Genomic DNA, 25136 nt, shown 5'->3' with positions numbered 1-25136 from the left:
CCTCCCCACAGAGATATGCTTCATGTCGCGCATCCATCTCCACCTCCTTTCGGACTCCACCGGCGAGACGCTGGAGAATATCGCCAAGGCCGCCATCGGTGCGTTCGAAAATGTCGAGGCGGTGCGGCATTTCTGGCCGATGGTGCGGTCCGACGTCCATCTTGACCGGATCATGGAGGAGATCGCCGCCAATCCGGGTCTGGTGCTGTTCACCCTGTCCAACCATCAGCTCCGCCGGCGGCTGGAGACACGCTGCCGGGCGTTGGGCCTGCCCCATGTTGCGGCGCTCGACAGCGTGACCGACGCCCTCTCCAACATATTGGGGCAGGAAACCCGCAACCGGCCGGGCCGCAAGCATATATTGGACGAAGCCTATTTCGCCCGGATCGAGGCGATCCAGTTCACCATCGCCCATGACGACGGCGTCGGCCATGAAAATTGGGAGGAGGCCGACATCGTGCTGGCGGGTGTGTCCCGCGCTTCCAAGACGCCGACGTCCATCTATCTCGCCAATCGCGGGTACAAGACCGCCAATATCCCGTTGGTGATCCAGTCGCCGCCGCCCCGCGCCCTCTATTCGCTGAAGCACCCGATGGTGGTGGGGCTGACCGTCAGTCCGGAGCGGCTGGTGCAAATCCGCCGCAATCGCCTACTCTCTCTGAATCAGGCGCCGGAGACCAGCTATGTCGACATCGAAAAGGTGCAGGAGGAACTGGCCTTTGCCCGGCGCATGTTCGCGGATAATGGCTGGCCGGTGATCGACATGACCCGCCGTTCGATCGAGGAAGCGGCGGCGGCCATCATCAACCTGTTCAACGACCGCGTGCTGGCGGAAGGAGCATGAGACCATGATCGTGCTGGCATCGCAAAGCGCGAGCCGCCGGGCGCTGCTGGAAGCGGCGCAGGTGCCGTTCGAGGCCCTGTCCCCCGGCGTCGATGAGGAAGCGGCCAAGGAAGCGCTGCGCGCCGCCGGGCTGGATGCCCGGCAACTGGCCGATGCCCTGGCGGAGCTGAAGGCGCTGCGCGTGTCGCGGCGGGTGCCGGGCGGGCTGGTGCTGGGCTGCGACCAGACCCTCAGCCTGGATGACGGCGCGATGGTCGACAAGGCGGTCGACCGCGCCGATGCCGAGCGCATATTGAAACGGCTCTCCGGCCGGGTGCATCATCTCCACAGCGCGGCGGTGATCGCCTTGAACGGCGAACCAATCTGGCGGCATATCGAGCGGGTGCGGATGACCGTGCGCTCTTTGTCGGACGCCTTCATCGCCTCCTATCTCGACGCGGATTGGGAAGAATGCCGCTGGTGCGTCGGCTGCTACCGGATAGAGGGGCCGGGCGCGCAGCTTTTCGCGAAGGTGGAAGGCAGCCAGTTCGCGATTCAGGGCCTGCCGCTGCTGCCTTTGCTTGACTTTCTGCGCGTCCGGGGCGTTCTGGCGTCATGACCGACAAGCTCCCTTATGCCGAAGTGATCGGAGACCCGATCGCGCACAGCAAATCGCCGCTGATCCACAATTTCTGGCTCGATGCGCTGGGGATCGAGGCGGAATATAAGAAGACCCATGTGACCAGCGAGGGGCTGTCCGCCTATTTCCTGGCGCGGCGGGCCGATCCCGACTGGCTGGGCTGCAACGTCACCATTCCGCACAAGATTGCGGTGATGGATTATACCGACGATCCGGGCGGCGTTCGGACACGGATCGGCGCGATGAACACCATCGCGAGCGAAACGGGCGGGCCGCTGATCGGCACCAACACCGATGCGGGCGGATTCCTCCAGCCGCTGTTGCGCGACAAATGGAAAGGGCAAAGCGCGGTGCTGGTCGGCGCGGGCGGCGCGGCGCGGGCGATCCTGTTCGCGCTGATGAGTCTGGGCGTGCCTGACATCACTGTCATGGCCCGCGACGCGGCGAAAGGCCAGGCGCTGCTCGACCGGGCGGGAACCCAGGGCCGGGTGATCGGCATGGCGGATGCGCTGCCCAAGGCCGATCTGCTGGTCAACACCAGTTCGCTCGGCATGGTGGGCCAGCCGGTTCTGGATCTCGATCTTTCGCCCCTGGCCACGGACGCGACCGTCTATGACATCGTCTATGCGCCGCTGGAGACGCTATTGCTCAAGGCGGCGCGGGCGAGGGGATTGAAGGCCCTCGACGGGCTGGAAATGCTGATCGGACAGGCCGCTTTGGCCTTCGACATCTTCTTCGATGCCGAAGCGCCGCGCGAGCGGGACGAGGAATTGCGCGCCTTGCTTCTCGCCGCCTGAGATCGATGAAGATTATGGCATGAAGATTTACGGCCTCACCGGCTCCATCGGCATGGGCAAATCCGCCGTGGCCGCCATGTTGCGGCGCGAAGGCGTGCCCCTGTTCGACGCCGATGCCGAAGTGCACCGGCTTCAGGGACCGGGCGGGGCGTTGTTGCCCGCCATAGAGGCCCGCTTTCCTGGCACCACCGGCCCCAAGGGCGTGGACCGCGCAAAGCTGGGCGCGGCGGTCTTCGGCCATCCTCAGGAGCTGAAGGCGCTGGAAGCCATCGTCCATCCCGCCGTGCAGCAGAGTCGCAAGGCGTTTCTGCGTCGCCATCGGTCCCGGAAATTCGTCGTGCTGGACATTCCGCTGCTGTTCGAGACCCATGGCTACCGCAAGCTGGCCGGAGTCATCGTCGTCACCGCCCCCGCCTGGAAGCAGCGCAAGCGCGTCCTGGCGCGCCCCGGCATGACCGCCGCCAAATTCCGCCGGATTGTCCATCTGCAAACACCCGATGCTGAAAAGCGGCGGCGGGCTGACTATATCATTCACACCGGAACCACCTTCGCAGAGACTCGCTTCCAGGTTCGCCGCTTGGTCGCTTGCCTTGGCGCGAAGAGAGTCCGATAAGGGACAGTCCCGAAAGAGTCGTTGTAGAGGGCGATGCGCGAGATTATTTTCGACACCGAAACGACTGGCTTCGACCCTGCCTCAGGCGATCGCCTGGTCGAAATCGGATGTATTGAGCTCCTCAACCGGGTGCCCACGGGCCGCACCTTCCACGCTTATTATAATCCGCAGCGGTCCATGCCTGCGGCGGCAGAAGCGGTTCATGGGCTGTCGGACGGATTCCTGAGGGACAAGCCGCTATTTTCGGCGGGAGTCGCGGAATTGCTGGCCTTTCTGGAGGACAGCCATCTGGTAGCGCATAATGCGCGCTTCGACTTCGGCTTCCTCAATCACGAACTGAAGCTATGCAACCTGCCCGAAGTGTCGATGGAACGGATGATCGACACCGTCGCCATCGCCCGGCAACTCCATCCCGGCGCCAAGCACAGCCTGGACGCACTCTGCACCCGCTACGGCATCGACCGCAGCCATCGCATCAAGCATGGCGCGTTGCTCGACGCCGAATTGCTGGCCCAGCTTTACATTGAACTGACCGGCGGCCGTCAGATCGGCCTCGGTCTTGCACAGGAGGAAGAGAAACTCGTTATAAATATGGAACTTGCGGCGGAAGTCGCGGTTCGCCCTGTTCGTCCCGCGCGCGTCTTTACGGCCAGCGCGGAGGAGCTGGAGAGGCATGCAGCGTTCGTCGCGACGCTGGACAAGCCGCTCTGGCTTGAGGAGGCCTGATTACAGCCGTCCCCTTTCGGGATGCACTGCCTTCACGGCCTCCATGCCAACCGGGTCGCCAATCCCGGGCGGTCCGGCAAGAATAAGGAGAAGGCATATGGATATTCGTGTTTCCGGGCATCAGGTCGATACGGGTGACGCGCTCAAGGAGCATGTCTGGACCCGTCTGGAGGCCATGGCCGAGAAATATTTCTCCCGCGCGCTTTCCGCCCAGGTCACATTCCGGCCGGCCCCGCACGGCGCCTTCCATTGCGACATCGTCTGCCATGTCATGACGGGCCTGATCCTGAAGGGCGCCGGCGAGGCGCAGGAGGCGCACCCCGCCTTCGAACAGGCCGCCGAGCGCATCGAGAAGCAGTTGCGCCGCTATCTGCGCCGCCTGAAGGACCGCAGCGCCCAGGCCGCCGCCGCCGAAGCCAGCCGGTCCAACGGCTTTGGCCCCGATGGACTGGACGGCGCGGGCTATACGATTTTCGCTTCCCTGGCCGATGAAGAGGAACCGGCCGAAGCACCGCTGATCGTGGCGGAAACCCGCGTCGACATTCCCGAAGCCAGCGTTTCCGACGCGGTGATGATGCTGGACCTGCGCAACACCAACGCGCTGCTGTTCGTCAATGCGGGGACGGCCGCCTACAATATGGTCTATCGCCGGCATGACGGGACCATCGGCTGGGTGGAACCGCGCCTGGGTTGATGCGCTGATAGCTTGCCCTTGGCCGCTGGTTGACCTTGATCGGCTGGCGGCCTATGGGGCCGGACTTTAAAGATCCGGGCATTGCGTCATTTTTCCGAAGCTGGGCGCGGCTCGGCTGGGATTCGGCATGGTTCATTTCAACGATATCGTCGCACCGGATGCATTGGGCACGGCCCTTTCGGTGAACGGCAAGAAGCAGTTGTTTCAGAGGGTTGCGGCGTTGGCGGCGAAAGCCTACGGCCTCGACGCCGATCTGGTGGCCGAGGCGCTGCTGGAACGCGAAAAGCTGGGGTCGACCGGCTTCGGCGGCGGAGTCGCGATTCCCCATGCGAAGATTCCCGACCTGCAGAAGATGTGCGGCGTGGTCGTCCTGCTCGATCCGCCGGTGTCGTTCGACGCGGTGGACGAAGCGCCGGTCGATATTGTCTTCGCGCTGCTCTCGCCGGTCGATTCCGGGGCCGAACATCTGAAGACCCTGGCGCGCGTGTCCCGCTATTTGCGGGATGAGGGACAGGTCGCCCGGCTGCGCGGCGCCAAGTCGGCGGCGGCGCTCCACGCCTTGCTCGCCGGTGGCGAGGCGCGTGACGCAGCCTGATTCCGGGCCCGGTGGCGGCGCCTCGCCCAGCGGGGAGGCGGCGCATTTCCGGGCATTGGAGAATCTCTACCGCTCCGCGCCGATCAACCGGCTGTTCCAGTCGGAACTGGTCGTGCCGGAAGAAGGGCGATCGATCATCCATTTCGATGTGGATGAGACGCAATTCCATGCGGCGGGCGCTGTGCATGGCACGGTCTATTTCAAGATGCTGGACGATGCGGCTTTCTACGCCGCCAACAGCCTGGTCAGCGACCGTTTCCTGCTGACGACCAGCTTCAACCTGCTGTTCACCCGCCCGATCGGGCCGGGCCGCATCCGCGCCGAAGGACGCTGGATCAGCGGCAAGCGGCGCGTCTATGTCGCGGAAGCCAGCCTGATCGATGCCGAGGGTGAGGAGGTCGGGCGCGGCACCGGCACCTTCATGCGGTCGCAATTTCCGCTATCCTCCCTGCCGGGCTATGCCGGCTGACCGATCCGGCGCCCGGCTGACCAGCGCGATGCTGGTCGGCGCCTTGGTGCGGCGCAGCGCCGCAGAGGGCGGATTTGCCACGGTGCTGGTCAAGGGCGATGAGATCAGCGGCGTGATCCTGATTCAAGCGCTTGAAAAAGGCCGGGAACTAGGCCTGTTGGAGCGCGTTTCTGACTTTGCGGGCGGCTATAGCCTCACCCGCTGCGGCCCGGACCCGGAAAAGGGGGTAGAGGCCATGGCTCAATATCTTGCGCGCCGGCGCGGATCGGACCCCGATCTGTGGGTCATTGAACTCGACATCGCGGATGCGGAACGGTTCGCCGCTGAAACGATCTGTTAACCGTTGACTCATTTCCCGCGCGTGGGCACAGGCCTCCAACGCTTTCAACGCGCAGGTTGCCGGTTTTCGTCCATGGGGGGCGGATGCGGTAAACACGCAGACGGGGGGCGGCCGGACGTCGGTGTTTTGGGGTTTTGACGTCCCCGGCCAATAACCGCACGATTTTGAGCTGTAATGAGTTTTCGTCTAAAGGCTGCGATCATCGCGGCATTTGCCCTTTCCGCCACCGCGGCGGTCACCGCGGCCGATATGTCGAGCGCTTCCGAAGCCGCTCCGTCGGTCACGTCCCTCACCGGGACTTCGGAGCTGAATGCAGCTCCTTCGGTCGGCACCAAGCCCGCCGTCACTTTCGCCGCGCCGCGTGAAATCGCGCAGCCGCTGGCTCCCCTTTCCGACAGCGACGATGTGAAGGCCGACAATCTCGCCGCCCTCGTGGATGCGCAAGGCGCGCCCGAGGATGTTGCAGGCGACATGAAGTGCCTGGCCGGCGCCGTCTATTTCGAATCCAAGGGCGAAAGCCTGGAAGGCCAGTTGGCCGTCGCCCGCGTCATCATCAACCGCGCCAAGTCCGGCCGCTTTGCCGACAGCCTGTGCGGCGTCGTGTACCAGCCGGGCCAGTTCAGCTTCGTGCGCGGCAATGGCATGCCGTCGATCCGTCTGGGCAGCGAAAGCTGGCGCGAAGCTGTCGCCATCGCCCAGATCGCGATGGACGATAGCTGGGACAGCAAGGCTGAGGGTGCGCTCTTTTTCCACGCCCGCCGCGTTTCGCCGGGCTGGGGCAAGCGTCAGCTCGCCGCGATCGACAATCATATCTTCTATCGCTGATACGCTTTCGCGCCCGGCGCGAAGGGGGTGAAGAAGGGCCGGTTCGGGTGTCTGCCGAATCGGCCCTTTTCTTTTGTTCCCTTTCCGTTCTAAAGGGAAGGTATGGAATCCGATCTGTCCGACAGTTGTTCGCCCTTGACCGACGGCACGGCGCTGGCCGTGGCGCGGGGGACGCTGCGCCTGTTTTTCCGACACGACATGAGCGGGATTTTGGAGGTGCCGCTGCCCAATGGCCGGCGCGCCGACATCATGGCGCTGGACGGGGCGGGGCGGATCACCATCGTCGAGATCAAGTGCAGCCGCGCCGACCTGCTGGGTGACATGAAATGGCCGGATTATTTCGACTTTTGCGATCGCTATTTCTGGGCGGTGCCGTCCGGCTTCGACCTGTCGCTGTTCGAGAGCGAGGCGCTATGGCCGGGACGGACGGGATTGATCGTCGCGGATCAATATGACGCTGAACTGGTGCGCCCGGCGCCGATGGAGCCGCTGGCGGCGGCGCGGCGCAAGGCGGAAACGCTGCGCTTTGCGAGGCGGGCGGCCAGGCGGCTGACGGCGCTGGCGGACCCGGATCATGCCGCGGAACTGGGGTGGTAGTCGGACTTTGACGGAGATGGGTGGTTTCCTGCCGTTCCCTGTCTCGTCACCCCGGACTTGATCCGGGGTCCCGCTGCCTTGGGCTAGGTGCGGTTTCGGAAGAAAAGCGGGACCCCGGGTCCAGCCCGGGGTGACGGCCTACAAGGTGCCTGTAATTGCCCGAAATCAGAACACCGGCCCCTGCACCGGCCCCTTGGGCGCGGTCTTGGTCTTCGCCGCGCTCAGCGCTTCCACCAGTCCCGGCGTTCTCGCGTCGCGCTCAGCATAGTCCCGCGCCGACATGCCCGCGATGCTATCGCGCTTGTCGGGATTGGCGCCCTGCGCCACCAGCAGCCGGACCAGCCCGACATCGCGCAATTGCACCGCCCGGATCAGCGGGGTTTCGCCGCTGCCATTGGCCTTGTCCACCTGGGCATTATAGGTGAGCAGGCTGCGAGCCCCTTCCTCGAACCGGGCCTGCACCGCGTCCATCAGCGGCGTGTTGCCATTATTGTCGGTGAGGTTCGGGTTCGCGCCCTTGGCGAGCAGGAAGGTCAGCCATGTATTGTCCCGCCGGGCGACGACCAGATGCAGCGCGGTGTCGCCCGTCGTCACGTCGCGGCTGTTGATGACGGTCGATCCCGGCTTCTGGATCAGGTCGGTCACCTTCTGCCCGTCGGCATCCTTGACCGCCTTCAGAAAATTGTAATTGTCGGAAAACTGCGCCTGCGCCGCGACCGGCGACAGCAGCGCCAAGGCCAAAGCGGCGGCACGGCCAACGCCCATCCAAGCCGGAAAACGTCCTGTCATTTTGTCCATAGCCCCGTTGGGATTTGCAAATCGGGCCATAGCAGGGCATGGCTGGCGGCGCCATGAACAAAGCGCTGATTTCGCTCGCCCTGCCGCTGACCGCCCTGCTGGCAGCCTGTAATATGGGTGCCGGGGGCAATGCATCAAGCGGCGATGAAAGCGCCCAGGGCGATCTGCATGGAGCGAGCATCGGCGCGCCCTTCACCCTGACCGATCAGGATGGGAAGAAGGTCCGCTGGGAGGATTTCAAGGGCCAATATCGGCTGGTCTATTTCGGCTACACCTATTGCCCCGATGTCTGCCCGGTCGACCTGCAACGGATCATGCAGGGCTTCGCGAAGTTCGAGAAGGATAAACAGGCGCTCGCCGCAAAGGTCCAGCCGATCTTCATCAGCGTCGATCCGGATCGGGACACGCCCGCCGTCCTCAAAACCTATGTCGCGGCCTTCCACCCCCGCCTAATCGGCCTGACCGGCACGCCGGACGAGATCGCCAAGGTGGCGAAGGATTTCGTCGTGCTCTACAATAAGGAAGAGACGAAGGGCGCGAGCGGCTATCTGGTCAGCCACAGCCGCACGCCCTATCTCTTCGGGGGCGATGGCGCGCCGGTCGCGTTGGTGCCGGTGGACGATCCGGGGACGCCGGATGCGGATGAGGGCGATCCTGCAAAGGTGACGGCCTTCCTCGAAAAATGGGTGAAGTGACGGTTGGACTTCTGGGAAAAGCCCCTCGACAAACTGGATCGCGCGGAGTGGGAAGCGCTGTGCGACGGCTGCGGCAAATGCTGTCTGCACAAAGCCGAGGATGAGGATACCGGGCGCATCTATCCCACCAATGTCGCCTGCCAGTTGCTCGACCGGCATAGCGGGCAGTGCACCAATTATAAGGAACGCCGCCGTTTCGTTCCCGATTGCGTGCGGCTGACACCCGCCAAGGTGAAGACGATAAGCTGGTTGCCGCGCACCTGCTCCTATCGGCTGCGCGGGGAGGGCAAGCCATTGCCGGAATGGCATTATCTGATCTGCGGCGATCGGGAGGCGGTGCACCGGGCAAAGGAATCCGTGCGCGGCTGGACCATTGCGGAAGCCGACGCTGGCGATTGGGAAAACCATCTTGTCGACAGAGAGCTCTGACGCCGAAATCCTGATCGACGGCATCGCCGTTCCGGTGCGGGTCTGCCGGTCGGCGCGGGCTAAGGCCTATCGATTGTCGCTGGATCAAGCGCGGGGCGAGTTGCGGCTCTCGCTGCCTACACGCGCCAATCTGAAGCGGGCGCTCGGCTGGGCGCAGGAGCATGAGGGCTGGGTCCGGTCGCAAATGGCGAGGCAGCCGGCGCAAGTGACGCTTTGCGACGGCGCCGTCTTTCCGCTGGAGGGGCGGGAGGTGCGCATTTGCTGGGTTGAAGGCGCATCCCGTACGATCTGGCTGGAGGACGAACGGTTGCTGCTCGGCGGGGCGGCGGAATCAGTGGGATCGCGCGTGCTGCGCTGGCTGAAGACGCGGGCGAAGGCGGTGCTGGAAACCGAAAGCCATGAGATGGCGCGGGACAATGGACTGATCGTGGCGTCGGTTGGCATTGGCGATCCGCGCAGCCGCTGGGCGAGCTGCGCCTCCAGCGGAGCGATCCGCTATAGCTGGCGGTTGATCCTCTGCCCGCCGGAGGTGCGCCGGGCGACCGTGGCGCATGAGCTGGCGCATCTGCTGCACATGGATCACAGCCCGGCCTTCCATGCGGCGCACAAGCGGATATTGGGCGAAGACCCCCGGCCTGCGCGGGCCTGGCTGCGCGCCCATGGGACCGCGCTGCATCGCTTCATGGGCTGAAGGCGCATGGCCAGGAAGAAGCGCTATCTGACCGCGACGATGCCGGACGGCTATGTGAAGACCATCGGGCCGACGGCGGATGCCTTCACGCACTATTGGCGGATCGTCGCGATGCTGGAAAATGGCAAGACGGAGGTCTTCTGGGGCCACAGCCGTTCGCTGGCGGAGGCGAAGAAGAAGCGGACGGCGGCGGAAGAAGGTGCCCGGATGCGCGGCTGGAAAAGCTATGCGTTCGAGATAGCGGAACTGGTGGAGGCGCCCGTTTAGCCGCAACGGCATTCAACCAGATGCTCAATTATACCGTCGTCATGCTGAACTTGTTTCAGCATCCATCGCGCCCCAAGAACCTTGGCATTTGGGGAGAAATGGATGCTGAAACAAGTTCAGCATGACGGCATTGGGCAAGCAAATCCTGTCTGCTCTGCGGGAACACAGCGTTATGTGGTTCGATCCCGATGCGGCCAAACGCCCGAACCGTCCGCCGCGCAATCGTGCGCAACGTCCCGCACATGCGGCAACCCGCAGGCGCGGCAGGTGATATAATCGCCTGCCTTCAACCCATGCCCTACCGCCACGCGCTCGTCGAAGACATAGCAATCGCCCTGCCAGCGGCTGTCCGCCTCGGGCATTTCCTCCAGATAGCGCAATATGCCGCCGCGCAGGTGATAGACCTCGTCAAAGCCCCGCGCCCGGACCAGCGCCGTCGATTTCTCGCACCTTATGCCGCCCGTGCAGAACATGGCGATGCGGGGCGTGCGGCCCTCCTCGCGCAGCTTTCCGGCAAAATCGTCGAACCAGCCGGGGAAATCGCGGAAGGAACGGGTGCCCGGATCGATCGCGCCCGCGAAGCTGCCGACCGACACCTCATAGGCGTTGCGCGTATCGATAATGACGGTGTCGGGATCGGAGATCAGGGCGTTCCACTCCGCCGGATCGAGATGCATGCCCGCCTGATGCGCTGGATCGAGGTCGCCCGCGCCCAAGGTCACGATCTCTGCCTTCACCTTCACCTTCATCCGGGCGAAGGGCGCCTCATCGCTTTGGGCATATTTGACATCGAGGTCCGCGCAGCCGGGCAGGGCGCGGATATGCGCCACCAGCGCCGCGATCGCCGCCTCGCTCCCCGCGACCGTGCCGTTGATCCCTTCGCCCGCGACGATCAGCGTGCCGCATGTGCTTAAATCCGCGCAAAGCAGGCGCAAGTCGCGGGCAATCGCATCCGGATCGGCAAAGGATGCGAAGCGGTACAGCGCGGCGATGGTGAAAGCGGACTCCATGGTGCGCCCATAGCCGCTTCGCCGCCCTCTTGAAAGCCGCAGGACAAGGGCGCATAGGCAGGTCATGGTTCCCCTTTCGTTCGCGGGTCACGAATTTATGGCGCTGCCGGAAGCGGCGCTGTTCTGGCCGGCGCGCTCGGCTTTGCTGGTGGCCGATCTGCATTTCGAGAAGGCGAGCTGGTATGCCCGCTTCGGCCAGTTTCTGCCCCCGCATGACAGCCGGGCGACGCTGGACATGATCGAGATGCTGGTCGAACGGACGGGCGCGCGGGCGGTCTGGTCGCTGGGGGACAGTTTCCACGATGCCGATGGTGCGGCGCGGCTCGACCAGGCGACGCGGGCGCGGTTGGCGGCGCTGACCGGGCGGCTCGACTGGGTGTGGATCACCGGCAATCACGATGTCGGCATGGCGGAGACGCCGGGCGGGCAACGCTGCGCGGACATGCAGGTCGACGGCGTCTGGTTGCGGCATGAGGCGGACCCGGCCGATCCCAGACCCGAAATATCGGGCCATTTCCATCCCAAATTCCGCCTGTCGGTGCGGGGCCGCCATGTGTCGCGGCGCTGCTTCGTGGGATCGCGCACCAAGCTGATATTGCCTGCCTTGGGCGCGCTGACCGGGGGTCTGGACGCCGGTCATAGCGAGATTCAGCGCGTCATGGGCGCGGGCGCGGCCGCTTTGGTGCCGGTGGCCGGCCGGCTGCTGCGATTTCCGATCGCATAACGGACCGTAACGGAAACCGGAATTTAAACTGTCGCCGTTAAGCAACAGGGAATGAAAATCTGGTCGCAGCGGGCAGCCAAGGGCTTAGAAAATCACGGCTATCTTGCCTTCGCCCTGCTGTGTCAGCATAGTCGGCACGATAATATCGACGCGGCGGCAAGTCGCGCGGATGAGGAGAGGGAGCATCATCATGCATAAGAGCCTTTGGCTGATTTCTGCCAGTGTCGTCGCATGGAGTGGCATCGCATTGGGCAGCAGCGTTCCGGTCGCATCGGCGCAGGAAAGCGGAACCGCGGTCGATCCGGACAGCGTCAACATCATCGTCACGGCCACCCGGCGCGCCAGTCCGTTGTCGGACGTGCCGATCGCCGTGTCCGCCGTGACCGCGCAGGCGATGCAGAATAGCGGCGCGACTGACATCCGCGCGCTCAACCAGTTGGCGCCCTCGCTGCTGCTGTCCTCCACGGGGACGGAGGCCAATGCGTCGGCGCGCATCCGCGGCATCGGCACGGTGGGCGACAATCCAGGGCTGGAAAGCTCGGTCGCGGTGTTCATCGACGGCGTTTACCGCTCGCGCACCGGCGCGGGCCTCAACGAACTGGGCGAGATCGAGCGGGTCGAGGTGCTGCGCGGGCCGCAGGGCACGCTGTTCGGGCGCAACGCTTCGGCCGGCCTCATCAACATCATCAGCAAGGCGCCGGAGTTCAAACTCGCGGGCAAGGCCGAGATCACCTACGGCAATTATGATTATTGGCGTCTGGCGGGCCGCATCACCGGGCCGGTCAGCGACCAGTTGGCGCTCAGCCTGGACGGCGTCTGGTCGAAGCGCGACGGCTTCTACGATCTGGTGAACGCCAGCGGCGCCAAGGTCGGGGACACCAATGATCGCGACCGTTATTTCCTGCGCGGTCAGGCGCTGTTCGAACCCAATGACGCGCTCTCCATCCGCCTGATCGGGGATTATACCCATCGCGACGAAAGCTGCTGCGGCGCCGCCTATATCGAGACGCGCGAACGACTGCCGCTGGCGGGCGGGGGCTACAGGACCGCGCCGTCCAACCGCATCGTCACCATCCTGTCCCGGCAGGGCAGCGTCTTCGCCGCCGATCCCTATGACCGCGACCTCACCATCACGCCCGGCCGCGATTATGTGAGCAAGCTCAAGGATTGGGGCGTTTCGGGCGAGATCAATTACGATCTGGGCGGCGCCAAGCTGACCAGCATCACCGCCTATCGCGATTATAAGAGCCGGGATTACGGCGATTACGACTATAGCGGTGCCGACCTGGTCTATCGCGATCCCAACACCTATCGCCAGTTCAAAACCTTCACCCAGGAACTCAGGGCGCAGGGTTCCGCCTTCAACGGCGTGCTCGACTGGCTGGTCGGCGGCTATTATGCGCATGAGAAGCTGACGTTGGAGGATAATATCCGCTTCGGCGCGGATTATGGCCGGTTCGCGGCGTGCCGGTTGATGGCGGGCGCGGATGCGCAACCCTCGGCGCTGCTGGCGCTGGCGCCCAATTGCGCCTCGCCGCTGGGATTGGCCGGTCTTGGCCAAGCGCTTGTCAATGGCGGCCTTCCCGCGCCGCTCGTGCCGATCCTGACGGGAAATCTCACCCGGCTGGCGAGCATCGGCAGCGCCGGTACGGTGGGCGATTTCGACAGCCGCTATTTCCAGAAGAGCGAGAACTGGGCGCTGTTCACCCATAATATCGTTCATCTGACCAGCAGGCTCGATCTGACGCTGGGCCTGCGCTACACGCATGAGACCAAGCGGTTCAGCGCCGACCTGAACAACGACAATGCCATCTGCCCGCTGCTTCAGGCCAGAACCCCCGGCGCGACGAACGATCTGTATGAGATCGCGACGACCATCAATCCCGCCACGGGGCAGCCCTTGTTCGGACGGGCCGCGGCGCTGGCCGGGGGCATCCTGACTCTGGGTTGTCTTGGCAATGGTTCGACGGGGCTCAGCGCGCTCAATCTGAACGACAAGATGAGCGACGGCCAATTCTCCGGCACCGCCGTCCTGTCATGGAAGCCGGTCGACGAATTGCTGGTCTATGGCAGCTATTCGAAGGGTTATAAGGCGGGCGGCTATAATCTCGACCGCTTCCAATTGGGATCGACCGGCCTCAATCCGGTGCCCGCCGTGTTCGCGCCGCGCAGCGACGCCGACGTGACCAGCCTGCGTTTCGCCGCGGAGAAGGTCGATGCGTTCGAAGTCGGCCTGAAATATACCCGGCCCAAATGGAGCGCGAACATCGCCGTCTTCCGGCAGGAGTTCAAGGATTTCCAGTTGAACACCTTCAACGGCACCAGCTTCGTCGTCCAGAACATCAACGGCTGCGACAGTGCGCTGACGGCGGCGCGGACCTGCGCCAGCGGGGATGTCGGGCCGGGCCTGATCAGCCAGGGCGTGGAGCTGGAACTGTCGGCTACGCCGGTGCGCAACGTCCGCTTCGCCGGGGGGTTCACCTATGCCCGCGCCAAATTCGCCAACCGGCTGGTGGGCAGCGGCAATGGGGCGGTGCCGCTCGATCCTGCGCTGTTCCTGCTGCCGGGATCGATCAACTCCCAGGCGCCGGAGGTCGTGACGACGGTCAGCGCGTCCTGGACGCCGCCGCTGGGCTCCAACGGCCTGTCGGCGCTTTTCTATGTCGACGGGCGCATGAGCAGCGACTTCAATACCGGCTCCGACCTGTTCCCGGAAAAGCGGCAGGACGGTTATGCGGTGTTCAACGCCCGCGTCGGCATCCGCGGCCCGCAGCAGCGCTGGGCGGTGGAATTCTGGGGTCAGAATATCTTCAACCAGGATTATACCCAGGTCGCTCTCAGCAGCCCGCTCCAGTCGAGCAGCCCCGACCAATCCACCATCGGCCAGTTCGGGCGGCCGGGCAATGTCATGGCGAACCAGTTGATCTCCGCCTATCTGGGCGACCCCCGCACCTATGGCATCACCCTGCGCGGGAGTTTCTGATCATGCCCCTGCCGCTCGCCGGCGTCGGGCGGGCGGCAGGGCGCTCCCCGAACAGGGCCGTGCCGACGCGGATGTCGGTGGCGCCGAGCATGATCGCCGTTTCATAATCGCCCGACATGCCCATGGAGAGCCGTTCCAGTCCTTCCTCCCGCGCCATCTTGGCGAGCAGCGCGAAAAAGGGCGCGGGTTCGACATTCGCGGGGGGCACGCACATCAGGCCGAGCAGGGGTATATCGGCTGCTCGCGCCGCCTTGATCAGCGCGGGGGTGTCGGCAATGGCGCAGCCGCCTTTCTGCTCCTCGGCCCCGATATTGACCTGGATATAGCAGGGGACGCGCCGGTCCGCCGCATCCATCGCCTTGGCGAGCGCGGTCAGCAGCGACGGACGGTCGAGCGAATGGATGACATCGAACAGCGCGACGGCGTCGGCGGCCTTGTTCGACTGGAGCTGACCGACCAGATGCAGCTTCAGGTCGGGACATTCTTCCCGCAGGATCGGCCATTTGCTTTCCGCCTCCTGCACGCGATTTTCCCCGAAGACCCGCTGGCCTGCCGCGATCAGCGGGCGGATGGCGTCCATTCCTTGAGTCTTGGATACGGCGATCAGGGTGATGTCGTCGGCGGTGCGGCCGGTCAGGCGCGCGGCGCGGCCCATGGCGTCGCGCACGTCTGCCAGTCGATTTGCGGCCAGCCGGTTTGCGGCTTCGATGCTGTCGGTCGTCATGCGGGCTGCTATAGGCGAGGGTCATGCAACGCCGCCACCGCAAAAAACTGCCGATGATCTGGCTGATGACCGATGAACGCATGGGGGAGGCGGCCTTGCTGGCCGCCGTCGCGCAACTGCCGAAAGGGAAGGCGGGCATCATATTCCGGCACTATCGCACCGCCGGGACGGAGCGCCGGGCTTTGTTCGATCATGTGGCGCGGATTGCCCGGAGGCGGCGGCTGGTACTGATGCTTGGCGGAACGGCGGCGCAGGCGCAGGGTTGGCGCGCCGATGGCTGGCATGGGCGTGACCGGCGGGTGGCGAGGAAGGCGTTGCTGCACAGCATGCCGGTGCATGACGGGCGAGAGATGGAGGCGGCTTTGCGGGATGGGGCGGACCTCGTTTTTCTCTCGCCGCTTTTCCCGACGCGCTCGCACCCTGGTTCACCTGTATTGGGACGGGCCGGATTCGCGGCCCTGGCGCGGCTGGCCCATGCGCCGGTGATCGCTCTGGGCGGTGTTCGCGCGACGCATCGACCTATGTTGAGAGGAATCGGCGCATCCGGCTGGGCAGCGATCGACGGCTTGTCGGTTTAGGGGGAGGGTTGTTTGGGGTAGAGCGCGGACTGTCCGCTCCTTGAAGCACAACGTGCTCCTGCGCAGGCAGGAGCCCAGTTCAGGTGCTGCGATGACGCATGGAGGGCAGGACTGGGCTCCTGCCTTCGCAGGAGCACGGTGCGCTTAATGGCAGAGAATGGCCAAACACAACCACATCACCAATCAGCCCAAACGCCAATCACCACATCCGAACCCCCAAAAGGCCGGTCAGAATTTGAAGATCGTGCCCAGATAGACGGCTTGCGCATCCTGCCGGTCGTCGGTCATCGGCGTCAGGCGACCGGCGAAGCTGTTATTATAGCGCACGCCCGCCGTGACGTTCAGATTGCGCGTCAGCGAATAGGAACTGGCCAGATCCAGCGAATAATCCTTGTCCGCGCTGGGATTGCGGATCGTCGCGGCCGGTTCGCGGCGGCTTTCGATCAGCACCTTCGTGCTGAAGCGGTCCTTGCGGCTCTGATCCAGCGAGAAATTCTTCGCGCCCGCAATCGGTTCGACCGCCACAGGGTCCAGTTCCTTGCGGCCGACCGCTTCGGGCAGGGCGAATTTGCGCCAGTTATGCGCGCTGTTCAGGCTGAATGCGACCGGCGCGATATTCACTGTATCGAGCGTCCGGCTGACGGCCACCCGGTCGTTCAGGTCGGCGGCGCGCACCATGACCGTGACCGAGCGTTGCCCGCTCAGCGAACCGCTGGTGGGCGTGAAGCGGAAATTCTGGCGACTCGCGGACGCGGCGATCTTTGCATAGGCTGCAGCCAGGCGCGAATCCTTGGTCGTCGGGGTGAAGGAGGAGATGCTGCCCAGGGCGCCCAGCGATACCGGGGTTTCGGCGCGCATGCGGACAAGATCGGTCGCAGCGCCGATAGCGGGAGACAGCATGAAGCCGGCCACGGCAACCGCCGAGCCTGCCAATGCGATATGTCCCCTTTTCAGGCGCATGTTACGAATCTCTTCCCCACCGACTACTTTTCTAGGTTGGTTCATATACCCAAGGCTCTGGAATTGGTAGAGCGCCCCCTGTTTTTTGTCTGAGCTGTTGCACGGAACACACAGGACTCCTGCCGGTTGCGCGACCGGCCGTTGCGGCCCGATCCCCCGGTCCCCCTTGCCCATTGGCGCGGCTTCTCTATAGAAGCGGGGCGTTTTTCTCGTTTGATGGAACAGTCATGATGGTCCGCCGCCTTTCTTCGCGCCTTTCCGCCGGTCTGCTGCTGGCCGCCCTTCTGCCGCTCGCCGCCTGCGGGGGCGGGGCCAAGGATCGCCCCAAGGCTGATCTGGCCGCGTCGAAGGTGACGACGATCGGCGTCAACGCCTATCTGTGGCGCGCGACGCTGGACACGCTGTCCTTCATGCCGATGGTGCAGACGGATTCCAACGGCGGCGTCATCGTCACCGACTGGTACGCCAATCCGAACAGCCCCAATGAGCGGATGAAGCTGACCGTTTCGATTCTGGATCAGGATCTGCGCGCCGACGCCCTGCGCGTCGCCGCCAGCCGTCAGGTCAGCCAGGGTGGCCAGTGGGTCGACGCCCCGGTGCAGGCCGCGACGGTGCAGAAGCTGGAAGAGATCATCTTGACCAAGGCTCGCGACCTGCGCCGCATGGCGATCGCAGGCTAGGGTGTGTGTGGATTCAGTCCATGGCGGGCTGCAAATGGCGGCTTTCTGCGCTTCCGGTGCTCACGTACTGAAGTACGCTGCGCGCCGGTTCTCGAAATCCACCATTTTCGCCTCGCCCTGAACTGAATCCACACACACCCTAAAGTCCCTTTCCGTCGATTTTGTTGTAGGACCAGGGGCTGGGCTTGGACAAAGCTCAGCCCGAATGCATTTTGAGGACCCATTCCATGCAAAGGCGCTTCAACCCGCTTGAGGCCGATGCCCGTTGGCAGGCCGCCTGGGACGAGAAGCAGACGTTCAAGGCGTCCGACAGCAGCGAAAAGCCGCGCAGCTATGTGCTGGAGATGTTCCCCTATCCGTCGGGGCGCATCCATATCGGCCATGTGCGCAATTACTCGATGGGTGACGTGCTGGCGCGTTTCCGCCGTATGACCGGCCATGAAGTGCTGCATCCGATGGGCTGGGACGCCTTCGGCATGCCGGCCGAAAATGCCGCGATGGAGAAGAAGGTCCATCCCGGCAAATGGACGTATGAAAACATTGCCAACATGAAGGCGCAGCTCAAGAAACTGGGCTTCGCGCTGGATTGGAGCCGGGAACTGGCGACCTGCCACCCCGACTATTACGGCCATGAACAGGCGCTGTTCCTCGACATGCTGGAAGCGGGCCTGGTCTATCGCAAGGAATCGGCGGTCAACTGGGATCCTGTCGACATGACCGTGCTGGCGAACGAGCAGGTGATCGACGGCAAGGGCTGGCGCTCCGGCGCGCCGGTCGAAAAGCGCAAGCTCAGCCAGTGGTTCCTCAAGATCACCCAGTTCGCGGACGATCTGCTGGCGGGCCTGAAAACCCTGGACCAGTGGCCCGAAAAGGTGCGGCTGATGCAGGAAAACTGGATCGGCAAGTCGGTTGGCCTGCAATTCCGCTTCAAGCTGGACGCGCCCGTGGGCGAGATCAGCGAGCTGGAGGTGTTCTCTACCCGCCCCGACACGATTTTCGGCGCGAGCTTCGCGGCGGTCGCGGCGGATCACCCAATCGCGCTAGCGCTGGCCGAAAAGGATGCGGCGCTCGCCGCCTTTGCCGATGAATGCCGCCAGACCGGCACCGCCGCCGCCGAGATCGAGACGCAGGAGAAGAAGGGCTATGACACCGGCCTGTCGGTGATCCACCCCTTCACCGGGCGGAAGCTGCCGCTGTTCGTCGCGAATTTCGTGCTGATGGACTATGGCACCGGCGCCGTCATGGCGGTTCCGGGCCATGACCAGCGCGACCTCGACTTTGCGCGCAAATATATGCTGCCGGTCGAGCGCGTCGTCGCCGCGCAGGGCGATGAGCAGAAGGGCATTGGCGACGAAGCCTATGTCGGCCCCGGCAGGCTGGTGAACTCCGACTTCCTCAACGGCCTCGGCGTTGAGGAGGCGAAGGCGCAAGTCATCCGCCGCGCTGAAGAGGGCGGCTGGGGCACCGGCACCACCGTGTTCCGCCTGCGCGACTGGGGCGTGTCGCGCCAGCGTTATTGGGGCACGCCGATCCCGGTCATCCATTGCGAGGATTGCGGTCCTGTGGGCGTGCCCAAGGACCAGTTGCCCGTGGTGCTGCCGGACGATGTCAGCTTCGACATTCCCGGCAATCCGCTGGACCGGCACCCGACCTGGAAGCATGTCGACTGCCCCAAATGCGGCAAGGCGGCACGGCGCGAGACCGACACGCTGGACACGTTCGCGGATTCGAGCTGGTATTTCATCCGCTTCGCCAGCCAGCCCAAGGATAAGCCCTTCGACCGGGAAACGGTCGAGAAATGGTTGCCGGTCGGGCAATATATCGGCGGCGTGGAACATGCGATCCTGCATCTGCTCTACGCCCGCTTCTGGACCCGCGCGCTTCAGCATATGGGCCAGATCGGCTTTGCCGAGCCTTTCACCGGGCTCTTCACCCAGGGCATGGTGACGCATGAGACCTATTCTGCGCGTCTCAAATTCATCGATGCTGGAAACAAGCTTGCGAGCATATTGAATGATGCTCGTCAAAATGGCCTCTCCAAGGAGCAGGTCCATGAGAAATATTCTGAGTTCTCAGGATATTCCAGACGATGGCTCGCGCCGTCGGAAGTGATAGTTCAAGCTGACGGCAGCTTGCGTGCGCCCGGGATTGAAGAAGAGTTTTCGGACTCCGAAGATGTGATTGTCGAGAGCATAGATCGCGGCCGCGTCGAGAAAATGTCCAAGTCCAAGAAGAATGTCGTCGATCCTGACGACATCATCGCCCAATATGGCGCGGACGCGGTGCGCTGGTTCATGCTGTCCGACAGCCCGCCGGAGCGCGACCTGCCCTGGACCGAGGCGGGCATCGAAGGCTCGTGGCGCTTCGTGAACCGCCTGTGGAGGCTGTTCGGGGAAGCCGACAAGGCCGCCGAAGGGCAGGACAAGCCCCTCGACCGCAAGCTCCACCAGACCATCGACGGCGTGGCGAAGGACATCGAGGCCCTGTCCTTCAACAAGGCGGTGGCGAAGATCTACGAACTCACCAATGCGGTGGAAAAGGCCAAGCCCTCCGCCAGCCGCAGCGCCGCGATCCGGGCGCTGGCGCTGCTGGTCGCGCCGATGACCCCGCATCTGGCCGAAGAGGCCTGGGCGGACATGGGCGAGCAGGGCCTGATCGCGGAGGCTGCTTGGCCCGCCGTCGATCCCGCTCTGCTGGTGGAGGATGAAGTCACCATCGCCTGCCAGGTCATGGGCAAGCTGCGCGACACCATCACCGTTCCCAAGGGCACGCCCAAGGACGAGCTGGAAAAGCTGGCCCTTGCCGCACCCAATGTGATGCGGACGCTGGAAGGCGCGATACCGAAAAAGGTGATCGTGGTGCCGGACCGTCTGGTGAATTTGGTTATTTAACAACATCCGTTCGGGCTGAGCCTGTCGAAGCCCTTCACTTCTCTTTGAAGAAGAACGGCCCTTCGACAAGCTCAGGGCGAACGGTTAAGGGTAGGTCTTATGAAGTTCTGGCCATTGCTCTTTGTCGCCCTGTCCCTCTCCGCCTGCGGCCTCCGCCCCGTCTACAGCGGGGGCAGCCATGGCGCGGTCGCGCAAGCGCTGGGGCGCGTCGAGGTGCAGCCGATCGAGGGCAAGGGCGGCTGGCTGGTGCGCAATGCGCTGAACGACCGGCTGGCGGCGATGAGCGGCACGGGCCCCGGCTACAAGCTGGTGGTGAAGCTGGACGACAATATCAGCGGCTTCGGTCTGCGTTCCGACGCCGCCGTCACCCGCGAGCGGCGGACCTTGCGCGCCCGCTATCAGCTCATCGATGACGCCACCGGCGCGCAGATATTGGACGACACCGCCGGATCGGATGTCGGCATCGACGTCGTGTCCAGCGAATATGCGACGATCGCGGCGGAAGACACGGCGCTGGAACGCCTGTCGCAGACCATTGCCGACCAGATCGTCGCCCGGCTCGCCCGCTTTGCGACCAGGGACAAGGGCCGTTGAAGGCCAATCGCGGCCAGATCGAAAAGGCGCTCGACGCGCCGCCTGCCGACTGCCGTTTCTTCCTGCTCTACGGTCCTGACGAGGCGGGCAGCGCCACGCTCGCCAAGCGGCTGGAACGCGCCATGGGGCCGGATGCGGAGCGGATCGACCTCGACCCACCGACCTTGCGCGACGATCCGGCGCGGCTGGCGGACGAGGCGGCGTCCTTCTCCATGTTCGGGGACAAGCGCTGGATTCGCGTCAACGGCATGGGCGAGGAATCGCTCCCCGCGCTGACCGCGCTGCTGGAGGCGGAGGCGGCGGGCAATCCCGTCATTGCCATTGCCGGCGCGCTCAAGGCCACGTCGAAGCTGCTCAAGCTCGCCCTCGACCATAAGCAGACCATGGCCTTCGTTTCCTACCAGCCCGATGCGCGGGAGGCGGAGCAGATCGCCATCGCCATTGCGCGGGAAGGGGGGCTGCGGCTCTCGTCCGAATTGGGCCGCCGCATTGCCGACCTTACCAATGGCGACCGTACGCTGATGGCGGGGGAGGTGGAGAAGCTGATCCTCTATCTCGACGCCGCGCCCGACCGCCCACGCGAGGCGACCGAGGAAGCGCTCGACGCGCTCTCCGCCGACAATCCCGACAGCGACGCCGCGCCGCTGGTGAACGCAGTGCTGGGCGGCGACTTGCGCGGCATGCACCGGGAATTGGGGCGTCTGGCGGAAGCGGGGACGGCGATGGCGGCGGTGCTGCGTCCGCTGCTCACCCGCGCCATGCTGCTCGCCAATATCCGCGCCGATTTCGATGATAGCGGACGCCTGGAGGGTGCGGTTGAGGCGGCAGGCAAGGCGGTGTTCTGGAAGGAAAAGGGCGTCGTCACGCGGCAGGTCCGCATCTGGGACGCAAGCGGCATCGCCCGCGTCATCCAGCGTCTGGCCCAGGCCGAGCGCGCCAGCCGGTCGGGCAGGGGGCTGGGCGACCTGATGGTCCGCCACGAACTGCTCGCCATCGCCCGTCAAGCGGCGCGGGAGCGGTAGCTCTTATTCCAGGTGCTCCTGCGCAGGCAGGAGCCCAGGTCCACGCTTCATCCAATAAGGCAAGGCCGGAACTGGGTTCCTGCTTCCGCAGGAACACGACTTCCTAAAGACCTCAAGGCTCACGCCTAACCGCTTGATCGCGCGCCCACCCGTCGCCATATTGCCGCGCATGGACAAGCTCAACCTGACCGACGCCGAATGGCGCGAGCGCCTTTCCCCCGAACAATATCATGTCTTGCGGGAGGGCGGCACGGAGCGGGCCTTCACCGGCAAATATAACAGCAACAAGGCCGACGGCCTTTATTTCTGCGCGGGCTGCGGCGCGGAGCTGTTCGACGCCGAGGAAAAATATGACAGCGGGTCGGGCTGGCCCAGCTTCACCGCGCCGGTCGACATCGACGCGGTCGATGAAATCCGCGACACCAGCCATGGCATGATCCGCACCGAAGTCCGCTGCTCGAATTGCGGCGGGCATCTGGGTCATGTCTTCCCCGACGGGCCGGGGGTCAACGGCCTGCGCTATTGCATGAACAGCGCGTCGCTGGATTTCCAGCCGCGTGACGACGCAGAATAATCGTTCATCGCCGGTACAGCGGACTTTCTCTTGAAACCCCGAGCGATTTCGGGCCGGATGGCATGTCTGGCGGCTGGGAAATCGCGGAAAACATAAAGACGCTGGAGATTTTGCGCGGCCTGCACGGCTTTTCCACTGGCCGCCTTTCCGTTTAGCGCATATCCGGGCGAACCATGGCACGATCAGGCAAGAGCAGCGAACCGCGGGGCAGAGTGAAGAAATGGCTGGTGCGGGGCCTGAAGATCGGCCTTGTCGGCGGACTCAGCGCGATCGTCGCGATCGTCGTCGCCGTCGTCATCGCCTATCAGTCGCTGCCCGATTATGAATCGCTGAAATCATCGCCCAACGGCCAGATGATCCGCGTCCATGCGGCGGACGGCAGCGTCATCGTCTCGCTGGGCCCGAGCTTTGGCCGCTGGCTGAGCTATGACCAGATCCCGGCCGTCATGGTCGACGCGATGGTCGCGACCGAGGACAAGCGCTATTATCTGCACCCCGGCGTCGACCCCATCGGCATGGCCCGCGCCGCCTGGGTGGCGATGGAGCGGCGCGGCAGCGGCCGCCGCTGGCAGGGCGCCTCCACCATCACGCAGCAGGTGACGCGCAACATCTTCCTCAACAACAGCTATAGCTGGGGCCGCAAGGTCCGCGAAATGGTGCTGGCCCTCGCGCTGGAGCGCAAATTCTCCAAGCGGCAGATTCTCGAACTCTATTTGAACAAAGTCTATTTCGGCGGCGGCGCCTATGGCATCGACGCCGCGAGCCGGAAATTCTTCGGTCATCCCGCGACCAGCCTGAACCTGCCTGAAGCGGCGATCGTCGCCGGTCTGGTGAAGGCTCCGTCCAGCTACTCCCCGACCGCCGACGCCGACGCCGCCATCGGCCGCGCAGGCGTGGTGCTGGAGCTGATGCAGGAAAATGGCAAGATCAGCGCCGCCGAACGCGCCAACGCCAATCTCCAGGACGTGAAGATGGCGCCCGAGCCGCCGCAGAACAGCGTGCGTTACTTCACCGACTGGGCGCTGCCGCAGCTCGACACGCTGATCGACGAGCCCAATGAGCCGCTGGAGGTCTATACCACCATCGACCTTGGCATGCAGAAGGCGGCGACGGCGGCGATCCAGGCCAATGTGCCCAGCGGCACGCAGGGCGCGCTGGTCTCGCTCGACCGCGACGGCGCGGTCAGGGCGATGGTCGGCGGGCTGGACTATGTGAGTTCCAACTACAACCGCGCCACCACCGCCACCCGTCAGCCGGGGTCTTCCTGGAAGATCTTCGTCTATATGGCGGCGCTGGAGGCGGGCTACACGCCCGACACCGGCGTCACCGACAGCGCGGTCGAAATTAACGGGTGGAAGCCGCGCAACAGCAATGGGCGCTTTTCCGGCGACATCGATATTCGCACGGCCTTCGCCTATTCGGTCAACACCGTGGCGGCCAAGCTGGGGGTGGAGGTCGGCTTTCCGACCGTGGCCGACATGGCGCGACGCTTCGGCATCACCACGCCGATCAACACCCATCCCTCCATGGTGCTGGGCACGTCCGACGTGCGGCTGATCGACATGACCCGCGCCTTCGCCTCCATCGCGCGCAAGGGCGTGGCGGTGACGCCTTACGGCATCACTAAGGTCACGACCGCCGACGGCCGCCTGCTCTACGAGCATCAGGACGACACCAGCCGCGTGCTGGTCGCGCCATGGGTCGCGGCGGGGATGACCGACCTGATGCAGACCGCCGTCAGCACCGGCACCGGCCGGGCGGCGCAGATCGGCCGCCCGGTCGCGGGCAAGACCGGCACCACCAGCAGCAACAAGGACGGCTGGTTCCTCGGCTTCTCCAGCGGCATCACCACCGGCGTCTGGATGGGCCGCGACGACGCCCGTGCCGTGGGCGTGTTGCAGGGCGGTCGGGCGCCGGCCCATGCCTTTGCCGACTATATGAAGGTCGCTGTCGCCAAACGGCCGGTCGAGCAGTTCGAAACGCAGGTGACGCTGCCCGAATGGCAGTTGGAGCCGGATGAGGAAGCTTATTACGGCCAGCCCGACAGTGGAACGGACGGGGGCATGATGGTCGATGAGAATGGCTTGCCGATCGAGCGCGGCCAGCAGCAGAGCGAAGGCGACCAGCAGCCCGATGAAAGCGATCAGGCCGCGCCCAACCCCGCCGACCGGCCACAGCCGCCGCGGCTCGACCAGCAGTGGATCGACAATGTGCTGGGCCGGAACCGGCAACAGCAACAGGCGCCGCAGCGCTAGGCTATGCCTTGATTTGACTAGAGCGCGCTGCGTTAAATCGGACGCAGGCCGCGCGCTCTAAGCTTTTGTTGTCGCATCGTTTTAAGCGCAAAACCGGTTCCCACTTTTGCGCACGTTGCGCCGTTAGAATTGGACTCCTGCC

The 25136-nt window shown here is 64.5% G+C and carries 28 protein-coding genes; 24 read left to right on the top strand and 4 right to left on the bottom strand.

Going from position 1 to position 25136, the window contains the following annotated elements:
* Positions 1–22 precede the first annotated feature (22 nt).
* The 11 genes from HUK72_RS12065 (at position 23) to HUK72_RS12015 (ending at position 7119) form a co-directional block, all read left to right on the top strand.
* Positions 23–844: a pyruvate, water dikinase regulatory protein gene (locus tag HUK72_RS12065; protein ID WP_176596981.1), complete on the top strand. Its 822-nt coding sequence runs from the start codon at positions 23–25 to the stop codon at positions 842–844.
* 4 nt (positions 845–848) lie between these two features.
* Positions 849–1442, top strand: a complete 594-nt coding sequence (locus HUK72_RS12060) for a nucleoside triphosphate pyrophosphatase (RefSeq protein ID WP_176596980.1) — start codon at positions 849–851, stop codon at positions 1440–1442.
* Positions 1439–2260 (top strand): shikimate dehydrogenase, encoded by an 822-nt coding sequence (aroE, locus tag HUK72_RS12055; protein WP_176596979.1) that lies wholly within the window; start codon positions 1439–1441, stop codon positions 2258–2260. Before HUK72_RS12060 ends, aroE begins: the two co-directional genes overlap by 4 nt.
* A gap of 19 nt (positions 2261–2279) precedes the next feature.
* Complete coding sequence (gene coaE / locus HUK72_RS12050) at positions 2280–2873, top strand: dephospho-CoA kinase (protein ID WP_176596978.1); 594 nt, start codon at positions 2280–2282, stop codon at positions 2871–2873.
* Between the two features lie 33 nt (positions 2874–2906).
* On the top strand, positions 2907–3599 hold the full coding sequence (dnaQ, locus tag HUK72_RS12045; RefSeq protein ID WP_176596977.1) for a DNA polymerase III subunit epsilon: 693 nt from the start codon (positions 2907–2909) through the stop codon (positions 3597–3599).
* 97 nt (positions 3600–3696) lie between these two features.
* Entirely contained in the window at positions 3697–4293 is a 597-nt protein-coding gene (gene hpf, locus HUK72_RS12040; RefSeq protein ID WP_176596976.1) for a ribosome hibernation-promoting factor, HPF/YfiA family, read from the top strand.
* A gap of 127 nt (positions 4294–4420) precedes the next feature.
* Entirely contained in the window at positions 4421–4888 is a 468-nt protein-coding gene (locus tag HUK72_RS12035; protein WP_176596975.1) for a PTS sugar transporter subunit IIA, read from the top strand.
* Positions 4797–5357, top strand: a complete 561-nt coding sequence (locus tag HUK72_RS12030) for a PaaI family thioesterase (RefSeq protein WP_218035955.1) — start codon at positions 4797–4799, stop codon at positions 5355–5357. The genes HUK72_RS12035 and HUK72_RS12030 overlap by 92 nt, the downstream gene beginning before the upstream one ends.
* Positions 5358–5385: 28 nt before the next feature.
* Entirely contained in the window at positions 5386–5697 is a 312-nt protein-coding gene (locus HUK72_RS12025) for a DUF1491 family protein (RefSeq protein ID WP_176596973.1), read from the top strand.
* A 174-nt stretch (positions 5698–5871) separates the two neighbouring features.
* Complete coding sequence (locus HUK72_RS12020; protein WP_176596972.1) at positions 5872–6522, top strand: cell wall hydrolase; 651 nt, start codon at positions 5872–5874, stop codon at positions 6520–6522.
* A 102-nt stretch (positions 6523–6624) separates the two neighbouring features.
* A complete protein-coding gene (locus tag HUK72_RS12015) occupies positions 6625–7119 on the top strand; it encodes an MmcB family DNA repair protein (RefSeq protein WP_176596971.1) in 495 nt (164 codons plus the stop codon).
* Positions 7120–7284: 165 nt separating this feature from the next.
* On the opposite strand, the gene HUK72_RS12010 is transcribed toward HUK72_RS12015, so the two are convergent.
* Positions 7285–7908: an ankyrin repeat domain-containing protein gene (locus HUK72_RS12010; protein ID WP_255325678.1), complete on the bottom strand. Its 624-nt coding sequence runs from the start codon at positions 7906–7908 to the stop codon at positions 7285–7287.
* 47 nt (positions 7909–7955) lie between these two features.
* Between HUK72_RS12010 and HUK72_RS12005 the strand changes: the two genes are divergently transcribed.
* Genes HUK72_RS12005 through HUK72_RS11990 form a run of 4 tightly spaced genes read left to right on the top strand, consistent with a single transcriptional unit; the run spans position 7956 to position 9999 of the window.
* Positions 7956–8612: an SCO family protein gene (locus HUK72_RS12005; RefSeq protein WP_176596969.1), complete on the top strand. Its 657-nt coding sequence runs from the start codon at positions 7956–7958 to the stop codon at positions 8610–8612.
* A 3-nt stretch (positions 8613–8615) separates the two neighbouring features.
* The gene (locus HUK72_RS12000) at positions 8616–9041 is read left to right on the top strand and encodes a YcgN family cysteine cluster protein (protein WP_176596968.1); all 426 of its coding nucleotides are present in this window, start codon (positions 8616–8618) and stop codon (positions 9039–9041) included.
* The gene (locus HUK72_RS11995; RefSeq protein WP_176596967.1) at positions 9022–9732 is read left to right on the top strand and encodes a M48 family metallopeptidase; all 711 of its coding nucleotides are present in this window, start codon (positions 9022–9024) and stop codon (positions 9730–9732) included. The genes HUK72_RS12000 and HUK72_RS11995 overlap by 20 nt, the downstream gene beginning before the upstream one ends.
* 6 nt (positions 9733–9738) lie before the next feature.
* Positions 9739–9999: a hypothetical protein gene (locus HUK72_RS11990; RefSeq protein WP_176596966.1), complete on the top strand. Its 261-nt coding sequence runs from the start codon at positions 9739–9741 to the stop codon at positions 9997–9999.
* A gap of 170 nt (positions 10000–10169) precedes the next feature.
* Here HUK72_RS11990 and HUK72_RS11985 read toward each other — a convergent pair whose 3' ends face one another.
* On the bottom strand, positions 10170–11009 hold the full coding sequence (locus HUK72_RS11985; RefSeq protein WP_176596965.1) for a rhodanese-related sulfurtransferase: 840 nt from the start codon (positions 11007–11009) through the stop codon (positions 10170–10172).
* Positions 11010–11073: 64 nt separating this feature from the next.
* On the opposite strand from HUK72_RS11985, the gene pdeM reads away from it, so the two are divergent.
* Positions 11074–11733 (top strand): ligase-associated DNA damage response endonuclease PdeM, encoded by a 660-nt coding sequence (gene pdeM / locus HUK72_RS11980; RefSeq protein ID WP_176596964.1) that lies wholly within the window; start codon positions 11074–11076, stop codon positions 11731–11733.
* Positions 11734–11923: 190 nt separating this feature from the next.
* On the top strand, positions 11924–14716 hold the full coding sequence (locus tag HUK72_RS11975; RefSeq protein WP_176596963.1) for a TonB-dependent receptor: 2793 nt from the start codon (positions 11924–11926) through the stop codon (positions 14714–14716).
* Here the strand turns inward: HUK72_RS11975 and HUK72_RS11970 are convergent.
* A complete protein-coding gene (locus HUK72_RS11970) occupies positions 14694–15440 on the bottom strand; it encodes a YggS family pyridoxal phosphate-dependent enzyme (protein ID WP_176596962.1) in 747 nt (248 codons plus the stop codon). The genes HUK72_RS11975 and HUK72_RS11970 overlap by 23 nt on opposite strands.
* A gap of 23 nt (positions 15441–15463) precedes the next feature.
* Here HUK72_RS11970 and HUK72_RS11965 point away from each other — a divergent pair, with 23 nt between their 5' ends.
* Entirely contained in the window at positions 15464–16018 is a 555-nt protein-coding gene (locus HUK72_RS11965) for a thiamine phosphate synthase (RefSeq protein WP_176596961.1), read from the top strand.
* Positions 16019–16246: 228 nt separating this feature from the next.
* On the opposite strand, the gene HUK72_RS11960 is transcribed toward HUK72_RS11965, so the two are convergent.
* Positions 16247–16978 carry a hypothetical protein gene (locus tag HUK72_RS11960; protein WP_176596960.1) on the bottom strand — a complete coding sequence of 244 codons (732 nt, stop codon included), beginning with the start codon at positions 16976–16978 and terminating at the stop codon, positions 16247–16249.
* 230 nt (positions 16979–17208) lie between these two features.
* Between HUK72_RS11960 and HUK72_RS11955 the strand changes: the two genes are divergently transcribed.
* The 6 genes from HUK72_RS11955 to HUK72_RS11930 all read left to right on the top strand — a co-directional run bounded on the left by HUK72_RS11955 (position 17209) and on the right by HUK72_RS11930 (position 24994).
* The gene (locus HUK72_RS11955; RefSeq protein WP_176597837.1) at positions 17209–17658 is read left to right on the top strand and encodes a DUF3576 domain-containing protein; all 450 of its coding nucleotides are present in this window, start codon (positions 17209–17211) and stop codon (positions 17656–17658) included.
* Between the two features lie 227 nt (positions 17659–17885).
* Positions 17886–20549, top strand: coding sequence for a leucine--tRNA ligase (gene leuS / locus HUK72_RS11950; protein WP_176596959.1), 2664 nt, complete (start codon positions 17886–17888; stop codon positions 20547–20549).
* Between the two features lie 99 nt (positions 20550–20648).
* On the top strand, positions 20649–21143 hold the full coding sequence (lptE, locus tag HUK72_RS11945; RefSeq protein ID WP_176596958.1) for an LPS assembly lipoprotein LptE: 495 nt from the start codon (positions 20649–20651) through the stop codon (positions 21141–21143).
* Positions 21140–22165, top strand: a complete 1026-nt coding sequence (gene holA / locus HUK72_RS11940; RefSeq protein ID WP_176596957.1) for a DNA polymerase III subunit delta — start codon at positions 21140–21142, stop codon at positions 22163–22165. Before lptE ends, holA begins: the two co-directional genes overlap by 4 nt.
* 169 nt (positions 22166–22334) lie before the next feature.
* On the top strand, positions 22335–22739 hold the full coding sequence (gene msrB / locus HUK72_RS11935; protein ID WP_176597836.1) for a peptide-methionine (R)-S-oxide reductase MsrB: 405 nt from the start codon (positions 22335–22337) through the stop codon (positions 22737–22739).
* Between the two features lie 173 nt (positions 22740–22912).
* Entirely contained in the window at positions 22913–24994 is a 2082-nt protein-coding gene (locus HUK72_RS11930; RefSeq protein WP_176596956.1) for a transglycosylase domain-containing protein, read from the top strand.
* Positions 24995–25136 lie beyond the last annotated feature (142 nt).

The sequence above is a fragment of the Sphingobium sp. 15-1 genome, assembly GCF_013375535.1.
Lineage (GTDB): Bacteria > Pseudomonadota > Alphaproteobacteria > Sphingomonadales > Sphingomonadaceae > Sphingobium > Sphingobium aromaticivastans.
The sequence above is the reverse complement of the archived record's forward strand: the minus strand, read 5'-3'. Positions and strand labels throughout refer to the sequence as shown.

Bases quoted from the DNA above. Each gene is read 5' to 3' on its own strand.
- HUK72_RS12065 (WP_176596981.1), top strand. From the start codon at position 23: ATGTCGCGCATCCATCTCCACCTCCTTTCGGACTCCACCGGCGAGACG.
- HUK72_RS12060 (WP_176596980.1), top strand. From the start codon at position 849: ATGATCGTGCTGGCATCGCAAAGCGCGAGCCGCCGGGCGCTGCTGGAA.
- aroE (WP_176596979.1), top strand. From the start codon at position 1,439: ATGACCGACAAGCTCCCTTATGCCGAAGTGATCGGAGACCCGATCGCG.
- coaE (WP_176596978.1), top strand. From the start codon at position 2,280: ATGAAGATTTACGGCCTCACCGGCTCCATCGGCATGGGCAAATCCGCC.
- dnaQ (WP_176596977.1), top strand. From the start codon at position 2,907: ATGCGCGAGATTATTTTCGACACCGAAACGACTGGCTTCGACCCTGCC.
- hpf (WP_176596976.1), top strand. From the start codon at position 3,697: ATGGATATTCGTGTTTCCGGGCATCAGGTCGATACGGGTGACGCGCTC.
- HUK72_RS12035 (WP_176596975.1), top strand. From the start codon at position 4,421: ATGGTTCATTTCAACGATATCGTCGCACCGGATGCATTGGGCACGGCC.
- HUK72_RS12030 (WP_218035955.1), top strand. From the start codon at position 4,797: ATGAGGGACAGGTCGCCCGGCTGCGCGGCGCCAAGTCGGCGGCGGCGC.
- HUK72_RS12025 (WP_176596973.1), top strand. From the start codon at position 5,386: ATGCTGGTCGGCGCCTTGGTGCGGCGCAGCGCCGCAGAGGGCGGATTT.
- HUK72_RS12020 (WP_176596972.1), top strand. From the start codon at position 5,872: ATGAGTTTTCGTCTAAAGGCTGCGATCATCGCGGCATTTGCCCTTTCC.
- HUK72_RS12015 (WP_176596971.1), top strand. From the start codon at position 6,625: ATGGAATCCGATCTGTCCGACAGTTGTTCGCCCTTGACCGACGGCACG.
- HUK72_RS12010 (WP_255325678.1), bottom strand. From the start codon at position 7,908: ATGACAGGACGTTTTCCGGCTTGGATGGGCGTTGGCCGTGCCGCCGCT.
- HUK72_RS12005 (WP_176596969.1), top strand. From the start codon at position 7,956: ATGGCTGGCGGCGCCATGAACAAAGCGCTGATTTCGCTCGCCCTGCCG.
- HUK72_RS11990 (WP_176596966.1), top strand. From the start codon at position 9,739: ATGGCCAGGAAGAAGCGCTATCTGACCGCGACGATGCCGGACGGCTAT.
- HUK72_RS11985 (WP_176596965.1), bottom strand. From the start codon at position 11,009: ATGGAGTCCGCTTTCACCATCGCCGCGCTGTACCGCTTCGCATCCTTT.
- pdeM (WP_176596964.1), top strand. From the start codon at position 11,074: ATGGTTCCCCTTTCGTTCGCGGGTCACGAATTTATGGCGCTGCCGGAA.
- HUK72_RS11975 (WP_176596963.1), top strand. From the start codon at position 11,924: ATGCATAAGAGCCTTTGGCTGATTTCTGCCAGTGTCGTCGCATGGAGT.
- HUK72_RS11970 (WP_176596962.1), bottom strand. From the start codon at position 15,440: ATGACGACCGACAGCATCGAAGCCGCAAACCGGCTGGCCGCAAATCGA.
- HUK72_RS11965 (WP_176596961.1), top strand. From the start codon at position 15,464: ATGCAACGCCGCCACCGCAAAAAACTGCCGATGATCTGGCTGATGACC.
- HUK72_RS11960 (WP_176596960.1), bottom strand. From the start codon at position 16,978: ATGCGCCTGAAAAGGGGACATATCGCATTGGCAGGCTCGGCGGTTGCC.
- HUK72_RS11955 (WP_176597837.1), top strand. From the start codon at position 17,209: ATGGTCCGCCGCCTTTCTTCGCGCCTTTCCGCCGGTCTGCTGCTGGCC.
- leuS (WP_176596959.1), top strand. From the start codon at position 17,886: ATGCAAAGGCGCTTCAACCCGCTTGAGGCCGATGCCCGTTGGCAGGCC.
- lptE (WP_176596958.1), top strand. From the start codon at position 20,649: ATGAAGTTCTGGCCATTGCTCTTTGTCGCCCTGTCCCTCTCCGCCTGC.
- msrB (WP_176597836.1), top strand. From the start codon at position 22,335: ATGGACAAGCTCAACCTGACCGACGCCGAATGGCGCGAGCGCCTTTCC.
- HUK72_RS11930 (WP_176596956.1), top strand. From the start codon at position 22,913: ATGGCACGATCAGGCAAGAGCAGCGAACCGCGGGGCAGAGTGAAGAAA.